Below are 17,656 nucleotides of genomic sequence, written 5' to 3'. Positions count from 1 at the left end.
TCAGATGCCGAGGGAGCCCCGGAAGTCGCCGCCCTCGAGCCGCTGCTTGACCGCGGTGAGGAAGCGGGCCGCGTCGGCGCCGTCCACGATCCGGTGGTCGTAGCTGAGCGCCAGGTACACCGTCGAGCGGATCGCGATCGACTCGCCGCCGTCCGCCGTCGCGACGATCGCGGGCTTCTTCACGACCGCGCCGGTGCCGAGAATGGCGACCTGCGGCAGGAAGACCAGCGGGGTGTCGAACAGTGCGCCGCGCGAACCCGTGTTCGTGAGCGTGAAGGTGCCGCCCGCGAGCTCGTCCGGCTTCAGCTTGTTGTCGCGCGTCCGGCTCGCGAGGTCGGCGATCTGCGCCGCGAGGTCCGCGATCGAGCGGCCGCCCGCGTTGCGGATGACCGGCGTCAGCAGGCCGCGCTCCGTGTCGACCGCGATCGAGACGTTCTCCGTGTCCGGGTAGACGATCGAGTCCCCGTCCACGGTCGCGTTGATGATCGGGTACTGCTGCAGCGCCTCGACCGCCGCGAGGGCGAAGAACGGGAGGAACGACAGCTTCTGGCCGGTCTTCGCGAGGAACTCGTCCTTCACCTGGCCGCGGAGCTTCGCGACCGCGGTGACGTCCGCCTCGACGACCGTCGTGAGCTGCGCCGTCGACTGCATCGAGACGACCGCGCGCTCCGCGACGACCTTCCGCAGGCGGGACATCTTCACCGTCGTGCCGCGCAGCGGTGACGGCTCGACCGGCTTGGCCGGAGCGGCCGCGGCCGCGGCCGGGGCGGGCGCGGCGGCCGGAGCCTGCGCCTCCGCGGCGGCGATGACGTCCTCCTTGCGGATGCGGCCGCCGACGCCGGAACCCGTGATCGTCGCGAGGTCGACCCCGCGGTCGTGCGCGAGCTTGCGGACGATCGGCGTGACGTACGGCGCAGCGGCGTGCGAGCCGCCGCCCTCGGCCGGGGCCGAAGGCGCCGAGGGCGCGCTCGGGGCCGACGGAGCGCTCGGCGCCGGAGCCTGCTGCGCGGGCGCGGGCGGTGCGGCGGGCGCCTGGGCGGCCGGGCGGTCGGATCCCACCGGAGCCTCGCTCGACGGCACCGGCTCGGGCTCCTGGCTCGCGGCCGGGGCGACCTCCTCCTCGGGCGTCGGCTCGCTGTAGGACGAGCCGGCGTCGACGTCCTCCTCCGGCCCGGCGTCCGAGACCTGCGTCGGCGCGGGCTCCGGGTCGGAGCGGATCGGCGCCTGGTCGGCCTCCTCCGGCTCCGGTGCGGGCTCGCTGCCGCTCGAGCCGGAACCCGAGCCGTCCCCGATGCGCACCAGCTCCGCGCCGACCTCGACCGTCTCGTCCTCCTGGACGAGGATCTCCTCGATCACGCCCGCGATCGGGGACGGGATCTCGGTGTCGACCTTGTCGGTGGAGACCTCGAGCAGCGGCTCGTCGACCTCGACCGATTCGCCGACCTGCTTCAGCCAGCGGGTCACCGTGCCCTCGGTGACGCTCTCCCCGAGCGCCGGAAGGGTGACGGACTCACTCATCGGATGGTTCCTTTCGGGCGGCGGCATCGCCGTCGGACGTGGTGCGGTGCGGTCAGAGGGCGTGGAGGGGCTTGCCGGCGAGCGCGAGGAAGGCCTCGCCGAGAGCCTCGTACTGCGTCGGGTGGCCGTGGACGTACGGCGCGACGTCCTCCGGGTAGGCCTCCCAGTTGACGACCAGCTGCGCTTCGCCGACGAGCTCGCCGACGCGCGTGCCGATCCCGTGGACGCCGAGCACCGGGCCGTCCTTCAGCCGCACGACCTTGATCGAGCCGCTGGTGTCGAGGATCTCGCTCTTCGCGTTGCCCGCGAGGCTGTAGTCGTAGGCGACGACCGCGTCGCGGCCGTGCTGCTCGACCGCCTTCGCCTCGGTGAGGCCGACGGACATGACCTCGGGCTCGCAGTACGTGATCCGCGGGATGTTCGTGTCGGACACGATCGCCGGGTTGAGGCCCGCGATCTCCTCCGCCACGAAGATGCCCTGCTGGAAGCTGCGGTGCGCGAGCTGCAGGCCGAAGACGATGTCGCCGACCGCGTAGACGCCCTTGAGCGAGGTCTCGAGCCGCTCGTTCGTGTTCACGAACCCGCGGTTCAGGGTGACGCCGGCCTCCTCGAAGCCCATGCCGGCCGTCGACGGACCGCGGCCGACCGCGACGAGCAGCAGCTCCGCGTCGATCGTCTTCCCGTTCTCGAGCGTGACGACGACGCCGGCGTCGTCCTGGGTCACGGACTGGAAGCGGACCCCGAGGGAGTACTGGATGCCGCGCTTGCGGTAGGCGCGCTCGAGCGCCTTCGACAGCACCTCCTCCTCGTTCGGGATGAGGTGGGGGAGCGCCTCGATGATCGTGACGTCCGCGCCGAAGGAGCGCCACACGCTGGCGAACTCCACGCCGATCACGCCGCCGCCGAGGACCGCGACCTTCTTCGGGACGTAGTCGAGGTCGAGCGCCTGCTCGGAGTCGATGACCCGGCCGCCGAGCTCGAGGCCGGGCAGCGAGCGCGAGTACGAGCCCGTCGCGAGGACGATGTTCTTGCCCGTGATCGTCGAGTCGCCGACATGGATCGTGGTCGCGGAGGCGAGGTGCCCCTCGCCGTCGATCGTCGTGATCCCGCGCGCCTTGAGCAGCGACTGCAGGCCCTTGAACTTCTTGGCGACGATGCCCGTGCGGTACGAGGTGACGCCGGCGATGTCGACGGAGTCGAACGACGCCTTGATGCCGTAGTGCTCCGAGTCCTTCGCGGTGTCGGCGACCTCGGCGGCGTGCAGCAGCGCCTTGGTCGGGATGCACCCGCGGTGGAGACAGGTGCCGCCCACCTTGTCCTTCTCGATGAGACCGACGGACATGCCGAGCTCGGCGGCGCGGATCGCAGCGGCGTAGCCCCCGCTCCCGCCGCCGAGGATCACGAGGTCGAAGGACTGGTCTGGCACGTCGTCGGTACTCCCGTTCTCGTCACTGACGCGACCGAGGAAGACCGTCCCGCCGGTGTCCGGTGGGGAGCGGTGCCCCACCCCGGAGCGCCGCTGGAACCCTACTCCCTGCCGGGTGCGGGACGACTCGGAGCGACGCCCTCGGCCGCCACGTCCTCGAGCAGCGCGAGCAGCGTCCGCACCATCACGCCGGTCGGGCCGGAGCCCGTCGCGCCGTACGCACCGCCCTTGTTCTCGGACGACCCGGCGATGTCGAGGTGCACCCACGGCACCGGCGAGCCGTCCTCCCGCTCGGGCACGAACTCCTTGAGGAACTGGCCGGCGACCAGGGCGCCGCCCGCGGTGTTCCCGATCTTCACGTTCGCGATGTCGGCGACGTCCGAGTTCAGGATCGTGCGCAGCTCCTCCGGCAGCGGGAGGTGCCAGAGCAGCTCGCCGGCGCGCTTCGCCGCGGCCTGGGTGCGGGCGACGAGCGCGCCGTCGCCCATCGCCCCCGTGTAACGGGTGCCGAGCGCGGTGATCACGGCGCCGGTCAGCGTCGCGACGTCGAGGATCAGGTCGGGGTGCTCCTCGCCGGCGACGACGAGCCCGTCGGCCATCACGAGGCGGCCCTCGGCGTCGGTGTTCAGCACCTCGACCGTCCGGCCGCCGCGGATGCGCAGGACGTCGTTCGGTCGGACCGCGCTGCCCGACGGGAGGTTCTCCGCGATGCAGAGCCAGGCGACGACCCGCACCGGCAGGGCGAGGCGCGCGGCGGCGGCGACGACCGCGAGCACGGTCGCGGCCCCGGTCATGTCGTACTTCATCCCGACCATCGAGGCGGCGGGCTTCAGCGAGAGGCCGCCCGAGTCGAACGTGATGCCCTTGCCGACGAGCGCGACGGACGCCTCGGCGCCCTCCGGCTCCCAGCCGACGCGGACGAGCCGCGGCGGCCGCACCGAGCCGGCGCCCACCCCGAGGATGCCGCCGAAGCCGTCCTCGGCGAGCGCGGCCTCGTCCCAGACGCGCGAGGTCGCGCCGGCGGCCTCGGCCGCCTCGACGGCGCGGTCCGCGAGGACGGCGGGCGGCTGGTCGTTCGGCGGCGTGTTGACGAGGTCCTTGACGAGCGCGACCGCGTCCGCGAGCACGGTCGCGCGCCGCACCGCGGCGTCCGCGTCCGCCGACTCCGGCGCGACGACCGTGACGCGGGCGACGGGCGCCTTCTGCGCCGCCTTCGTGCGCTCCCGGTAATCGGTGTACGCGTACGTCCCGAGCGCGGCGCCCTCGAGCACGGCGGCCAGCGCGGTCCCGTCCTCCACGGGCAGCGCGAGGGCGACGTGCGGGGTCCCCGCGAGCCGGCGGACGGCGTTCGCCGCGGCGGCGCGGAGCCCGTCCGGATCGACCGTTCGGCCGACGCCGATGAGCAGCAGCGACCCGGCGCTCGCGTCCGCGGCCGGGAGGCGCACGCCGTCGCCGACGGTGCCGGTGAACCCGATCGAGCCGAGGTCGATCCCCGCGCCGACGTCGCCGAGGACGGCGGCCCCGTCGGACTCGGTGGACCGGACGGCGACGACGAGCACGTCGGCCTCCACCTCGGCGGCGGGGGCGGACGTGACGATGAGCTCGGGCGCGGTCATGGCCCGAGCCTAGGGAGGCGTCGCTGGGCCGGGAGCCTCAGCCCGGTCGGTCTCGAGCCGGAACCCGTCGGTCACGGGGTGCCGCGTCCACGCCTCGGCGAGCGCGGCGACGACCTCCTCAATCGGCGGCGCGGGGGGCATCCCGCCACCCTGTCACGCGCCCGCCGCCGTCGGCGGGCGTCCGTAGAATCGACCGATGCGCGAGCCCGAGGACCTGTACGAGCTCACGCCCGACGCGGCCGACGTGCCGCAGGGGCTCCCGCTCGTCGCCGGGCTGACGGGCTTCGCCGACGCGGGCGGCGCGGTCCAGCAGCTCGCCGAGTACTTCGCCGACAACGCCTCGCCGACGCCGATCGCCGTCTTCGACACCGACGAGCTGCTCGACTACCGCGCCCGCCGCCCGGTCATCGAGTTCGACGAGGACCACATCGCGTCCTTCACGACGTCGTCCCTCGAGCTCAGCCTCTGCCACGACGAGATCGGCCGCCCGTTCCTGCTGCTCAGCGGCTTCGAGCCCGACTTCCAGTGGAACCGCTTCACGGCCGCCGTCATCGGACTCATCGAGCGGTTCGGCGTCACGAGCACGACCTGGGTGCAGGCGATCCCGATGCCCGTCCCGCACACGCGACCGCTGCAGGTCACGGTCGGCGGCAACCGGCAGGCGCTGATCGACTCCATGAGCGCCTGGCGGCCGACGACGAGGGCGCCGTCGAACGTGCTGCACCTGCTCGAGTTCCGTCTTGCGGAGCAGGACCGCGAGGTCGCCGAGTTCGTGCTCCTCATCCCGCACTACCTCGCGGACACCGAGCTGCCCGCCGCCGTGGCGAAGGGCCTCGAGGTCGTCTCGGCGGCGACGGGGCTGCTCTTCGCGATCGACCCGGTGCGCGACCGCTCGCGGGACTTCACCGCGCGCGTCGACGAGCAGGTCGCCGGCAACGCCGAGCTGGAGGGCCTGGTCCGCACCCTCGAGGAGCGGCACGACGCCTACATGGCCGGCAACCCGGTCCGCTCGCCCCTCACGGACGTGGAGGGGGAGGTGCCGAGCGCCGACGAGCTCGCGGCCGAGCTGGAGAAGTTCCTCGCGCTGCGGCGCTCGAACGACGACGAGGCGTGATCCGGGAGCGCACTCCCGCCCGCGCGTGGCTGGTGCTCGGCGGCGCCGTCGTCGCCTACCTCTGCGCGGTGCTGCAGCGCAGCACGCTCGGCGTCGCCGGGGTCGCGGCGGCGCAGCGCTTCGACACCTCGGCCGCCGCCCTCTCGACGCTCGGCGTCGTCCAGCTCCTCGTCTACGCCGTGCTGCAGATCCCGGTCGGCGTGCTGGTCGACCGCTTCGGCCCCAAGAAGGTGATCGTCGTCGGGGCGCTGCTCATGGCGGCTGGGCAGGCGACGGTCGCCTCCGCGGGCGTCCTGCCGGTGGCGGTCCTCGGTCGCACCCTCGTCGGCGCGGGTGACGCCACCACCTTCATCGCCGCCCTCCGGCTCGTGAACGCGTGGTTCCCGCCGCGGCGGGTGCCGGTGCTCAGCCAGTGGCTCGGCAACCTCGGCCAGCTGGGGCAGGTGCTCTCGGCGCTCCCCTTCGCGGCGTTCCTCGGCGTCGCCGGGTGGACCCCGGCGTTCCTCGGCGCCGCGGGCGTCTCCGGCGTCGCGTTCGTCGTCGCGCTGCTCGTGCTGCACGACGCGCCCGCCGGGGTGCCGGTCCGGTCGACGGACCTGCCGTCCGCGCTGCGATCCCTCCGCGGCGCGCTGGCCCGCCGCGGCACCCGGCTCGGCTTCTGGGCGCACTTCGTGACGCAGTCGAGCGGCGTCGTGTTCGCGCTGCTGTGGGGGTACCCGTTCCTCGTGTCCGCGGTGGGGCTGCCGCGCGCCGAGGCGTCGGCGCTCCTGACCGTGCAGGTGCTCACCGGCTTCCTCATCGGGCCGCTGCTCGGCAGCCTGACCGCCCGCTTCCCGCTCCGCCGGTCGAACCTCGTCCTCGCGATCGTCATCGGGCTGGCGGGCGCGTGGACGCTCGTGCTGCTCTGGCCCGGCCCGCCGCCGATCGGTCTGCTCGTGCTCCTCGTCGTCGCGATGGGAGCCGGCGGTCCCGCGTCGCAGATCGGGTTCGACTACGCCCGCACCTACAACCCGCCGGAGGGGCTCGGCGGCGCGAGCGGCTTCGTCAACGTCGGCGGGTTCACCGCGAGCTTCACGATGATGTTCCTGATCGGCCTGCTGCTCGACGTGCAGCACGACGCGACCGGCGCGCCGCTCTACTCGCTCGGCGCCTTCAAGGTCGCGCTCTCCGTCCAGTACCTGATCGTCGGCGGCGGCGTCGTGGGCTTCTGGCTCACCCGCAGGCTGGCCCGCCGCGACATCCTCCGCGACGAGGGCGTCGACGTCGGCCCGCTCTGGCGGGCGTTCCGGTCGCGAGCCGCGATGCGCAGGTCGCGCCCCCGGTCCTGAGGACACGCCGAGAGCCGTGTACAATTGTAGGAGCGTCGGGCGGCACCGGACGCGCCGAGTGGGAACACGCGAGCACTCGCGGTCGTTGTCGCTGTACGTCGCCCGTCGGGGAGGGCGGCCCGAACCCGTTTCCGCCATCGTCGACGTCGAACCCGACGCCTGTCCTGAGGGGGCCACATGAGCACACCGACCGCAACCGTCGCGGACGACACCGCACTGACCGAGGTGGACGAGCAGGCTGCGGCCGCTCCGGCGCCGAAGAAGGCCGCCCGCAAGCCCGCGGCCAAGAAGGCGACGAAGGCCGCGCCGAAGCCGAAGTCGGCCACGGACGACGAGGAGCCGGCCGAGGACGAGGAGCCCGACGGCCCCGTCGCCGAGGACGACACCGAGGAGTCGGACGCGCCCGAGGACGCCGCTGAGGAGACCGCCGACGAGGAGGCATCGGACGGGACGACGACCGACGAGCCCGTCGCCGCGTCGAAGGACGAGCCGCTGCCCACGGGCGCGCTGGTCCTGTCGATGTCCGACGAGGACGAGGTCCCCGTCTACTCGACCGCGATCACCGGCGCGACCGCCGATCCGGTCAAGGACTACCTGAAGCAGATCGGCAAGGTCGCGCTGCTGAACGCGGCCGAAGAGGTCGAGCTCGCGATGCGCATCGAGGCCGGCCTGTTCGCCGAGGAGAAGCTCTCCACGGAGGGCGACAAGCTCGACAAGGAGCTGACGCGCGAGCTGAAGTGGGTCGCCCGCGACGGCCAGCGCGCGAAGAGCCACCTGCTCGGCGCCAACCTCCGCCTCGTCGTCTCGCTCGCGAAGCGCTACACGGGCCGCGGCATGCAGTTCCTGGACCTGATCCAGGAGGGCAACCTCGGTCTGATCCGCGCCGTCGAGAAGTTCGACTACACCAAGGGCTTCAAGTTCTCGACGTACGCCACCTGGTGGATCCGTCAGGCCATCACCCGCGCGATGGCGGACCAGGCCCGCACCATCCGCATCCCGGTGCACATGGTCGAGGTCATCAACAAGCTCGCCCGCGTCCAGCGGCAGATGCTGCAGGACCTGGGCCGCGAGCCCACGCCGGAGGAGCTGAGCCGCGAGCTCGACATGACCCCGGAGAAGGTCATCGAGGTCCAGAAGTACGGCCGCGAGCCGATCTCCCTCCACACCCCGCTCGGTGAGGACGGCGACAGCGAGTTCGGCGACCTGATCGAGGACACCGAGGCCGTCGTCCCGGCGGACGCGGTGGGCTTCACCATGCTGCAGAAGCAGCTCGAGAGCCTGCTCGACTCCCTGTCGGAGCGCGAGGCCGGCGTGATCCGGATGCGCTTCGGCCTCGGCGACGGCATGCCGAAGACGCTCGACCAGATCGGCGATACCTTCGGCGTGACCCGCGAGCGGATCCGCCAGATCGAGTCGAAGACGATGGCGAAGCTCCGCCACCCGTCGCGCTCGCAGTCGCTCCGCGACTACCTCGAGTGAGTTCTCCCCGCTACGCCCCGGCCGTGCTCATCGGCCGGGGCGTTCGGCTTGCCGCCCGTCTGCGGAAGGCGGGCGGCGGCTCCGCCGTGCCGGGCCTCGTGGTCAACCGCGTCGCGCCCGGCTTCCTCGGCGACGTGCTCTCCTCCTTCCCGGAGGGCCTCGTCGTCGTCTCGGGCTCGGCGGGGAAGTCGACGACCACGAAGATGCTCGTCGCGATCCTCGTCGCGCACGGGAAGCGGGTGTTCACCAACCCGTCGACCGCGAACATCACGCAGGGGCTGACGTCCGCGCTCCTCGAGCGCGCCTCGATCACCGGCCGCATCGACGCGGATCTCGCGGTGCTCGAGATGGACGAGGGCCACGGCGCGCGGCTCGCCGACCGCTTCCGCGCCCGGCTGGTCCTGCTCACGAACGTGATGACGGACCAGATCGACCGGTTCCACGACGCGCAGCAGGTGCAGGCGATGCTCGGCCGCATCGCGGCCCGCGCCGCGGACGCCGTGGTGCTGAACGGCGACGACGCGCTGCTGACCGCGCTCGCGCCCCACGCGGAGGTGGTTCCGTTCGGCGTCGCCGATGCCGTGCTCGCCGGTGCGCCGCGCGGCCTCGGCTACGCCGCGACGACACCGCAGCGCATCACCGCCGGTACCCGCGTCGTCGCCGTGACGGGGCGCGAGGCGCGCATCGAGGTGCGCGGGGAACCCCTGTCCGTCCGGCTGCCCGCGAAGGGCGTGCACTACGCGGTCGACGCCGCCGGCGCGCTCGCCGCCGCGGAGCGGCTGCTCGGCGGGGCGTTCGACGCCCGGACGGCCGTCGGCGCGCTCGATGCGATGTCTCCCGTCTTCGGGCGCGGCGAGATCGTGACGGTCCGCGGTCGGCAGGTCGAGTTCGTCCTCGTGCAGAACACCGCGAGCTTCCAGCTCAACGTCGACGAGCTCGACGAGGGCCTCGACCAGGTGCTCGTCGCGATGGGGTCGGACGTGCGGGACCCCTCCTACTTCTGGCCTGCGGACACCGCGCGGATCGGGCGCGCCCGGATCGTGTCGGGGTCGAAGGCCGACGAGATCGCGTTGCAGCTCCTCTACCAGGGCGTGACGGTCGACCGCGTCGAGCCCGACCTCGGGCGCGCGCTCGACGAGTTCCTCGCCCTGCCCGAACCCGACCGGGGGATCAAGACGATCGTGTTCACGGCCGATGCCATGCGCCGCACGCGGAGCCACCTGGGGCTCGCCGGATGACCCCTTCGAGGACCTCAGGACAGCGCGGCGTGCTCGCGCTCTTCCCGGAGCTGACGGACGTGAACGGCGACGCGCAGAACGCGCTCGTGCTCGCGCGGCGCGCCGTCTGGGCGGGCCACCTCGACATCCGCGTCGAGCGGCTGGCCGCGGGGGAGGCGCCGACCTCGACGCCCGTCGCGGTCGTCCTGGGATCGACGACCGACCCGGTGCTGCCCGCGCTCCTCGCGGCGCTGCGCGAGGTGCAGGACGACCTCGAGGGCTGGATCGACGACGGCGTGCCGGTGCTCGCCGTCGGGACCGGGCTCGAGGCGCTGACCCGCGCGATCGTGCTGGCGGAGGGCCGCCTGGACGGCCTCGGGCTCGTCCCGGCGATCGCGGAGCCGCTGCCGTCGCGGGCGGCGGGAGACCTCGTCGTCCGCGCGACCGAGGGCGACCTCGTCGGCTACGAGAACCACTCCCGCGGCCTCGTGCTCGAGGCCGGCGTGCCGCCGCTCGGCGTCGTGCGGCGGGGCGTCGGCGACGGCCGCGGGTCGGACGGCGTCCGGCACGGCTCAATCATCGGCACGCGGATGCACGGCCCGGTGCTCGCGAAGAACCCCGCGCTCGCGGACGCGATGCTCGCGGCCGCGCTCGGCGGTCCGGTGTCGGTCCGCGGCGAGACCGCGGCGGCGGCCGACGCGGCAGCGGCCCGCATCCGCACCGCCCTCCTCGCCTCCGCCTGATCCGGGAACGACGGAGGCCCGGGGCGCGCGAACGCGACCCGGGCCTCCGGCAGGACTGGGGGAAGGGCTACGCCTTCGACTCCTGGAGCAGACGAGACGACTCGTCGTGCCAGCTCTGGGCGATGCCCGCGAGCTTCTCCTGGTACTTCTTGCCGTGGTGGGCGCAGAAGAGCAGCTCACCGCTGTCCAGCTGCACTCGGATGTACGCCTGAGCGCCGCAGCTGTCGCAGCGGTCGAGCGCGGTGAGCGAGAACTGCGACTCCAGGGAGTCCAGGTTGCTGCTGTCTGACGCGCGGGTCATGACGACCTCCTCTTGGGCTTCGTGCCGGTGAACCATGTTCGCACGGGGATGTTTCAACAGTGCGTCGATCCACCGGGCAGTTCGCTGTACGCGGAACCCCCACAGCGAGGGTGGGCGCCGCACCGGGCCGCATGACGGGCGTGTCGTCCCCGACGGTTAGCGTGGGGGCGACATGGCTGCGAACGACGCGAACTCCTACAACGCGAGGCATCTCTCGGTGCTCGAGGGCCTCGAGGCGGTGCGGAAGCGGCCGGGGATGTACATCGGGTCGACCGACTCCCGCGGGCTCATGCACTGCCTCTGGGAGATCATCGACAACGCCGTCGACGAGGCGCTCGCCGGGCACGGGTCCTCCATCGACGTCGTGCTGCACCCCGACTCGAGCGTCGAGGTCCGCGACCGGGCCCGCGGCATCCCCGTCGACATCGAGCCGAAGACCGGTCTCACGGGCGTGGAGGTCGTCTTCACGAAGCTGCACGCCGGCGGCAAGTTCGGCTCCGGCTCCTACGCCGCCTCGGGCGGCCTGCACGGCGTCGGCGCCTCCGTCGTGAACGCGCTGTCCGAGCGCCTCGACGTCGAGGTGGACCGGGGCGGCAAGACGTGGGCGATGTCCTTCCACCGCGGTGAGCCCGGCACCTTCGCCGACGCCGACCCGAAGCGGCCGTCGCCGGACGCGCCCTTCGAGCCGTTCGTCTCCGGCAGCACCCTGCGCGTCGTCGGCCGCGCCGCGAAGGGGAGCACCGGCACGCGGGTGCGCTACTGGGCGGACCGGCAGATCTTCATCCGGGACGCGGCGTTCTCGCTCGGCGACCTCACGTCCCGCGCGCGCCAGACCGCGTTCCTGGTCCCGGGGCTCGGCATCACCATCGAGGACCTCCGCGGGGAGGAGCCCGTCGTCGAGACGTTCCGGTACGACGGCGGCATCTCCGAGTTCGTCGACTTCCTCGCCCCCGACGCGCCCCTCACGGACACCTGGCGCATCCAGGGCTCCGGCGCGTTCACCGAGACCATCCCGGTGCTGCAGGCGAACGGGCACATGGAGGCGACCGAGGTCGAGCGCACCTGCGAGGTCGACGTGGCGCTCCGCTGGGGGACCGGGTACGAGACGACCACCCGCACCTTCGTCAACATCATCACGACGCCGAAGGGCGGCACCCACGCGCAGGGCTTCGAGGCCGGGTTGTTCGCGGTCCTGAAGTCGCAGGTCGAGGCGGCCGCCCGCCGACTCAAGGTCGGTGCGAACGAGAAGCTCGAGAAGGACGACGTCCTCGCCGGACTCACGGCCGTGCTCACGGTCCGCCTGCCGGAGCCGCAGTTCGAGGGCCAGACGAAGGAGGTGCTCGGCACGCCCGCGGTCCGCGGCATCGTCCGTCAGGTCCTGACGAAGGCGCTGACCGAGCGCTTCGACTCGCCGAAGCGGGAGGACAAGGCGCAGACCGGCGTCCTGCTCGAGAAGGTCGTCGGTGAGATGAAGACCCGCATCTCTGCCCGCGCGCACAAGGAGACGCAGCGTCGCAAGAACGCGCTGGAGTCCTCCTCCCTGCCCGCGAAGCTCAAGGACTGCCGGTCGACGAACGTCGCCGACACCGAGCTGTTCATCGTCGAGGGCGACTCGGCGCTCGGCACGGCGAAGCTCGCCCGCAACGCGGAGTACCAGGCGCTCATGCCGATCCGCGGCAAGATCCTCAACGTCCAGAAGGCGTCGATCAGCGACATGCTCGGCAACGCCGAGTGCGCCGCGATCATCACCGCCCTGGGCGGCGGCTCCGGCCGCACGTTCGACCTCGAGGCCACCCGCTACGGCAAGGTCATCCTGATGAGCGACGCGGACGTGGACGGCGCGCACATCCGCACCCTGCTGCTCACCCTCTTCTTCCGCTACATGCGGCCCATGGTGGAGGAGGGCCGCGTGTTCGCCGCGGTGCCGCCGCTGCACCGCGTGGTCGTCACGGGCAAGAGGAACGAGCCGGTCTACACCTACAGCGAGCAGGAGCTCGCCGGCGTGCTCGCGCAGCTGCGCAAGGAGCGGAAGCGCTGGCAGGAGCCGATCCAGCGCTACAAGGGGCTGGGGGAGATGGACGCCGATCAGCTGTCGACGACGACGATGGACCGTCGGTACCGCACGCTGCGCCGGGTCCGCGTGACCGACGCCGCGGCGGCGGAGCGCACCTTCGAGCTGCTGATGGGCAACGACGTCGCGCCGCGCAAGGACTTCATCACGCAGAACTCGAGCACGCTGAACCGCGACCGCATCGACGCGTAGCGGCGCGGTCGACGGGAGCCGGCGCCCCTGCCGCTCCACGCACGAGGAAGGGCCCGGGCGTCGCCGCCCGGGCCCTCCTTCGTCAGTGGATCACTTCAGCGCGGAGAACCACTTCGTGTTCGGCGTGCCGACACCGGTGACGTTGTCGTAGCCGGCGGTCGTGGGCAGCGAGCTGTCCTCGTCGAAGAGGCGCACGGAGTAGAGGATGCCCTTCGCGGCGTTCTCCGAGTTGGCGTAGTCGGCGCGGACGTTGCCGACGTCCGGGAACTTCGCGGTGACGTCCGTGAAGGCCGCCTTCGAGCGGTAGATCGTCGGGTTCAGCAGACCGACGTCGTGCTTCGCCTGCTGGATCGACAGCGCCGTGAGGCCGGCGAACAGGGGTGAGGCGAGGCTCGTGCCGCCGATGCGGTACTCGTCGTAGTAGACGCCGTCGGTGAACGTCTGCGTCTGACCGACGAGGAACCCGGTGGTCGGGTCCGCGAGGGCGCTGACGTCCGGCGTCTGCCGGGCGCCGCCGCCGACGGTGCCGTTCTGGTAGGCGGGCTTGTTGAACAGCGACGAGGAGCCGCCGCCCGCGCCGGAGGTGAAGCCGACCGGCGTCCACGACTTCCCGTTCGTCGACAGGCTCTCCTTCACGGTGCCCCAGCCGGTGCGGCCGAGCAGCGTGCCGCTCGAGTCGATGGCGTCCGACGTGCCGCCGACCGCCGTCACGTACGGGTCGCTCGACGGGTAGTCGACCTGCTTCAGGCCGCTCGCAGCGACGTCGTCGCCGTCGTCACCGGACGAGAACAGGAAGGAGATGCCCTCGAGGGAGCCCTGCAGGAAGACCTGCTCGTACGCGGCGATCGAGTCCGCCGAGTCCTGCTCGCCGAGCTCGCCCCAGCTGTTGGACACGACGTCGACCTTGTCCTGGTCGACGACCTGGGCGAGGGAGTCGAGCAGGCCCTGGTCGCAGTCCTTGCCGCCGTAGTAGCGGATGTTCGCCGCCGGGGCCATGGCGTGCGCGATCTCGACGTCGAGCGTCTCCTCGCCGTACCAGCCGCCGGCGTCGCACTCGTCGAGCAGGTCGTAGGACGACGCCGACGGCGTCACCTGCGTCAGCTGACCCGACCGGTAGGCCGCGTCGCCGTGGGCGGCCGCGTAGCGCGACGCGTCCTGCGCGATGTAGGGCGAGGCGTACGCGTCGACGATGCCGATCGTGACGCCGGAGCCGGTGAGCGTGTTCTTCGTGCCCTCGTAGGCGGCGCGGAGGAGCGGACCGGTGTAGCCGGAGACCGCGTACGGCAGCGTCTTGCCCTGGAACTTCGGCAGCGGCGTCTTGAAGTCCGCCTCGTACTTCGCGTCGAGCGAGCCGTAGCCCGTCGATGCGGGTCGCGCGTTCCGGAACCCGGCGTCCGGCGGCACCGGCGTCGCGGCGGCGGGCCGCGCGAGGTTCGGCGTCGTGTCCAGCCCGGTGATCGTCGTGACGAGCCCGGCGATGGAGGCCGGCAGCTTCAGCGCCGTCGTCGGCGCCTGCACCGTCGTGCCGCTGTGCTTGAACCGGCCGATCGGCGCGGCGAACGCCTTCGTCGCCGCGGCGACGTCGCCGGACACCGAGATGTAGCGGTTGCTGCTCTCGACGCCCGTGACCTTCAGGCCCGCGGCGGTGAGGTACCGCTCGACGGCCTTCACGGTCGCCTGCGTCGGAGCGAAGCGAGCCCGGTACTGCGCCGGCGTCAGGAACTTCCCGTACTCGGCGCTGCCCGGCGTGGCGACGGCGAGGGCCGCGGCCTTCTCGGCGTCCAGGCCGCCCTTCGGAGCCAGGTAGACCTTCGCGGTCGTCTTGGCGCCGTCGGACGCCGCACCGAGGTGCGTCGCCTTCGCCAGCCAGTTCGGCTTCGAGTGCGGGACGGTGGTGTTCGGCTCGGCGGCCTGCGCGGACATCGCGGTCAGCGACAGGCCGGCGACGGTCGCGAGACCGACGCAGATGGTGGTGATCCGGCGTGCGCGGGCACGCCGAAGGGATGGTTCGGGCACGGTGCTCCCAGAGTGTGGCGAGGTGGGTGATCGACGCCGAAGCGCCTCGGCGAACGTATGCGCCTGCCAGGTCCCGCCGCCCGAATCCCAGGTTCTCGAAACACGGATTTCACACAGCGGCGTGTCGTTTTCATGTAGAGAGCAGGTTCACGCCGATCCGGGAGCCGCACCCCGTCCGAGGGTCAGCGCGGTGCGCTGCCGAAGGCGTCGACGCGGGCCTCGAGGGGCAGCCCGGGCGCGTCCCGACGCACCGCGTCGTCCGGGAACGGGCGGGCGACGCCGTCGGCACCGGCCGCGAGGACCGGTGCGGGGCCGATCCAGCCGACGCGGATCCCGGTCTCGCCGCGCCCGAGCGTCTGCGCGCGCACGCCGCCGGTCGCGCGGCCCTTGGCCGGGAAGTCGATCAGGGCGGTGACCTTGCCGCGGCCGGCCTCGAGGCCCTCGATCGTGCCGTCCGTGGCGGAGACCGTGGCGACCACCGCGGTGACGGCGTCCGCGACGGCGAACGCGATCGCCTTCGCGGATCCGCTCAGCGAGATGCCCGCCATGCCGCCCGCCCCCGCACCCTGCGGGCGCACCGCGCCGGCGGGGAAGCGGAGCAGCTGGGCGTCCGACGCCAGGAAGACGAGGCTCGCGTCGTCGCCGGCGTGCGCGGCGCCGACGACCTCGTCGCCGGGCTTCAACGCGATGATCTCGAACGTCGGCTTGTTGGGCCACGGCCCCATCGCGACGCGCTTCACGATGCCGGTGGCCGTGCCGAGCGCGATCGGGTCGCCGTCCAGCCGCACGAGCGCGAGCACCCGCTCCTTCGCGTCGAGGCCGAGGTAGGCGCCGATCGGCGTGCCGGCCGCCGGCTGCGCGGACGCGGCGGGCACGACCGGCAGGTCCACCGGGGTGAACCGCACGAGCCGGCCGAGGGAGGTGACCGCGCCGAGCTCGCCCCGGCTCGTGCCGTCGACCTCGGAGAGGATCGCGTCGTGCCGCGACCGACGGCGCGGCCGCTCGATCGTGCCGCCGTCCGGCAGGTCCACCCGCACCGCGCGACCGCTCGTCGACAGCAGGACCCGGCAGGCCACGTCCTGGATCTGCAGGTCGGGCGCGTTCTTCGAGGACTTCGGCGGGGCCGCGGTCGCCTCCGTCAGGAGCGTGCGGCGGGGCGTGCCGAACAGCTCGGCGGCCTGGCCGAGCTCGTCCGACACCGTCTTCCGGAGCAGGCCCGGGTCGGCGAGCAGGGCGCGGAGGGCCTCGATCTCGTCCCGGAGCTGCTGCGCCTCGGTCTCCAGCTCGATGGTCGAGAACCGGGTGAGCCGGCGGAGCCGGAGCTCGAGGATGTAGTCGGCCTGCGCCTGGCTGAGCCCGAACGCCTCCATGAGGCCGGTGGTCGCGGCCGCGCTGTCGTCGCTCGCGCGGATGATCGCGATGACCCGGTCGATGTCGAGGATCGCGATGAGCAGGCCCTCGACGAGGTGGAGGCGCTCCTCCCGCCGCGACAGGCGGTACCGGGTGCGCCGCGTCACCACGTCGATGCGGTGGTCGACGTAGACCCGCAGCAGCTCGAGGAGGCCGAGGGTGCGCGGACCGCCGTCGACGAGCGCGACGTTGTTGATGCTGAACGACTCCTCGAGCGGCGTGTAGCGGTACAGCTGCTCGAGGACGGCCATCGGGTCGAACCCGGTCTTGATCTCGATGACCAGGCGCATCTGGTTGTGCTGGTCGGAGAAGTCGGCGACGTTCGCGATGCCCTGCAGCTTCTTCGCTTGGACGCCGTCCTTGATCTTCTCGATCACGCGCTCGGGGCCGACGAGGTACGGCAGCTCGGTGACGACGAGCCCGGACTTCCGCGCCGTCACCGGCTCGACCTGGACCTTCGCGCGTGTCTTGAAGGCGCCGCGTCCCGTCGCGTACGCGTCACGGACGCCCGCGAGGCCGACGATCGTGCCGCCGGTGGGCAGGTCGGGCCCGGGGATGAACCGCATGATGTCGTCGAGGGTCGCGTCGGGGTGCGCGATGAGGTGCCGGACGCCGGCGACGACCTCCACGAGGTTGTGCGGCGCCATGTTCGTCGCCATGCCAACCGCGATGCCGGAGGCGCCGTTGACGAGCAGGTTGGGGAAGCTCGCGGGCAGGACGTCGGGCTGGTCGAGCTGCGCGTCGAAGTTCGGCACGAAGTCGACGACGTCCTCGTCGAGGTCCGCGACCATGGCCATCGCGGCCGGGGCGAGCCGCACCTCGGTGTACCGGTAGGCCGCGGGCCCGTCGTCGAGGGAGCCGAAGTTCCCGTGCCCGTCGAGCAGCGGCAGGCGCATGGAGAACGGCTGCGCCATCCGGACGAGGGCGTCGTAGATCGCGGTGTCGCCGTGCGGGTGGAGCTTGCCCATCACGTCCCCGACGACGCGCGCGCACTTGACGTGGCCGCGGTCGGGACGGAGGCCCATGTCCGCCATCTGGTACAGGATCCGGCGCTGGACGGGCTTCAGTCCGTCCCGGGCGTCGGGGAGGGCCCGCGAGTAGATGACGGAGTACGCGTACTCGAGGAACGACCCCTGCATCTCGTGCGAGACGTCGACGTCCTCGATCTTCTCGCCGGCGACGTTCGGCTCAGTCGTGCTCATGCGAAACGGTCCCTCCGCGCGGG

The 17,656-nt window shown here is 72.5% G+C and carries 12 protein-coding genes; 6 read left to right on the top strand and 6 right to left on the bottom strand.

The window, feature by feature from the left end; all coding sequences use genetic code 11:
* The 3 genes from sucB to CLV52_RS12215 form a co-directional block, all read right to left on the bottom strand.
* Window positions 1-1,518 (bottom strand): 2-oxoglutarate dehydrogenase, E2 component, dihydrolipoamide succinyltransferase, encoded by a 1,518-nt coding sequence (gene sucB, locus CLV52_RS12225; protein WP_133766589.1) that lies wholly within the window; start codon window positions 1,516-1,518, stop codon window positions 1-3.
* A gap of 52 nt (window positions 1,519-1,570) precedes the next feature.
* A complete protein-coding gene (gene lpdA, locus CLV52_RS12220) occupies window positions 1,571-2,944 on the bottom strand; it encodes a dihydrolipoyl dehydrogenase (RefSeq protein ID WP_133766588.1) in 1,374 nt (457 codons plus the stop codon).
* 101 nt (window positions 2,945-3,045) lie between these two features.
* On the bottom strand, window positions 3,046-4,560 hold the full coding sequence (locus CLV52_RS12215; protein WP_133766587.1) for a leucyl aminopeptidase: 1,515 nt from the start codon (window positions 4,558-4,560) through the stop codon (window positions 3,046-3,048).
* Window positions 4,561-4,756: 196 nt separating this feature from the next.
* Here CLV52_RS12215 and CLV52_RS12210 point away from each other — a divergent pair, with 196 nt between their 5' ends.
* From CLV52_RS12210 to CLV52_RS12190, 5 genes are all read left to right on the top strand, one after another.
* Window positions 4,757-5,674 carry a proteasome assembly chaperone family protein gene (locus CLV52_RS12210; RefSeq protein WP_133766586.1) on the top strand — a complete coding sequence of 306 codons (918 nt, stop codon included), beginning with the start codon at window positions 4,757-4,759 and terminating at the stop codon, window positions 5,672-5,674.
* Window positions 5,671-7,002 carry an MFS transporter gene (locus CLV52_RS12205; RefSeq protein WP_246018104.1) on the top strand — a complete coding sequence of 444 codons (1,332 nt, stop codon included), beginning with the start codon at window positions 5,671-5,673 and terminating at the stop codon, window positions 7,000-7,002. The genes CLV52_RS12210 and CLV52_RS12205 overlap by 4 nt, the downstream gene beginning before the upstream one ends.
* 177 nt (window positions 7,003-7,179) lie before the next feature.
* Window positions 7,180-8,481 (top strand): RNA polymerase sigma factor, encoded by a 1,302-nt coding sequence (locus CLV52_RS12200; RefSeq protein ID WP_133766585.1) that lies wholly within the window; start codon window positions 7,180-7,182, stop codon window positions 8,479-8,481.
* Window positions 8,478-9,719 carry a Mur ligase family protein gene (locus tag CLV52_RS12195; protein WP_133766584.1) on the top strand — a complete coding sequence of 414 codons (1,242 nt, stop codon included), beginning with the start codon at window positions 8,478-8,480 and terminating at the stop codon, window positions 9,717-9,719. Before CLV52_RS12200 ends, CLV52_RS12195 begins: the two co-directional genes overlap by 4 nt.
* Window positions 9,716-10,441 (top strand): glutamine amidotransferase, encoded by a 726-nt coding sequence (locus tag CLV52_RS12190; protein ID WP_133766583.1) that lies wholly within the window; start codon window positions 9,716-9,718, stop codon window positions 10,439-10,441. Before CLV52_RS12195 ends, CLV52_RS12190 begins: the two co-directional genes overlap by 4 nt.
* A 67-nt stretch (window positions 10,442-10,508) precedes the next feature.
* Here CLV52_RS12190 and CLV52_RS12185 read toward each other — a convergent pair whose 3' ends face one another.
* Entirely contained in the window at window positions 10,509-10,742 is a 234-nt protein-coding gene (locus CLV52_RS12185; protein ID WP_133766582.1) for a DUF7455 domain-containing protein, read from the bottom strand.
* 172 nt (window positions 10,743-10,914) lie between these two features.
* Here CLV52_RS12185 and CLV52_RS12180 point away from each other — a divergent pair, with 172 nt between their 5' ends.
* The gene (locus CLV52_RS12180; RefSeq protein WP_133766581.1) at window positions 10,915-13,005 is read left to right on the top strand and encodes a DNA gyrase/topoisomerase IV subunit B; all 2,091 of its coding nucleotides are present in this window, start codon (window positions 10,915-10,917) and stop codon (window positions 13,003-13,005) included.
* Between the two features lie 90 nt (window positions 13,006-13,095).
* Here CLV52_RS12180 and CLV52_RS12175 read toward each other — a convergent pair whose 3' ends face one another.
* A complete protein-coding gene (locus CLV52_RS12175) occupies window positions 13,096-15,021 on the bottom strand; it encodes a S53 family peptidase (protein WP_211342684.1) in 1,926 nt (641 codons plus the stop codon).
* A 182-nt stretch (window positions 15,022-15,203) separates the two neighbouring features.
* Window positions 15,204-17,633 carry a DNA gyrase/topoisomerase IV subunit A gene (locus CLV52_RS12170; protein WP_133766580.1) on the bottom strand — a complete coding sequence of 810 codons (2,430 nt, stop codon included), beginning with the start codon at window positions 17,631-17,633 and terminating at the stop codon, window positions 15,204-15,206.
* Between the last annotated feature and the right edge of the window lie 23 nt (window positions 17,634-17,656).

It is taken from the genome of Amnibacterium kyonggiense (genome assembly GCF_004364555.1).
Classification (GTDB): Bacteria; Actinomycetota; Actinomycetes; order Actinomycetales; family Microbacteriaceae; genus Amnibacterium; species Amnibacterium kyonggiense.
This window is presented reverse-complemented; position numbering and strand designations above follow the sequence as displayed.

What these genes read in the sequence shown, in the direction of transcription:
- CLV52_RS12190 (WP_133766583.1), top strand. Translation starts at nt 9,716, where the DNA reads ATGACCCCTTCGAGGACCTCAGGACAGCGCGGCGTGCTCGCGCTCTTC.
- CLV52_RS12210 (WP_133766586.1), top strand. Translation starts at nt 4,757, where the DNA reads ATGCGCGAGCCCGAGGACCTGTACGAGCTCACGCCCGACGCGGCCGAC.
- CLV52_RS12215 (WP_133766587.1), bottom strand. Translation starts at nt 4,560, where the DNA reads ATGACCGCGCCCGAGCTCATCGTCACGTCCGCCCCCGCCGCCGAGGTG.
- CLV52_RS12185 (WP_133766582.1), bottom strand. Translation starts at nt 10,742, where the DNA reads ATGACCCGCGCGTCAGACAGCAGCAACCTGGACTCCCTGGAGTCGCAG.
- CLV52_RS12180 (WP_133766581.1), top strand. Translation starts at nt 10,915, where the DNA reads ATGGCTGCGAACGACGCGAACTCCTACAACGCGAGGCATCTCTCGGTG.
- CLV52_RS12170 (WP_133766580.1), bottom strand. Translation starts at nt 17,633, where the DNA reads ATGAGCACGACTGAGCCGAACGTCGCCGGCGAGAAGATCGAGGACGTC.
- CLV52_RS12200 (WP_133766585.1), top strand. Translation starts at nt 7,180, where the DNA reads ATGAGCACACCGACCGCAACCGTCGCGGACGACACCGCACTGACCGAG.
- sucB (WP_133766589.1), bottom strand. Translation starts at nt 1,518, where the DNA reads ATGAGTGAGTCCGTCACCCTTCCGGCGCTCGGGGAGAGCGTCACCGAG.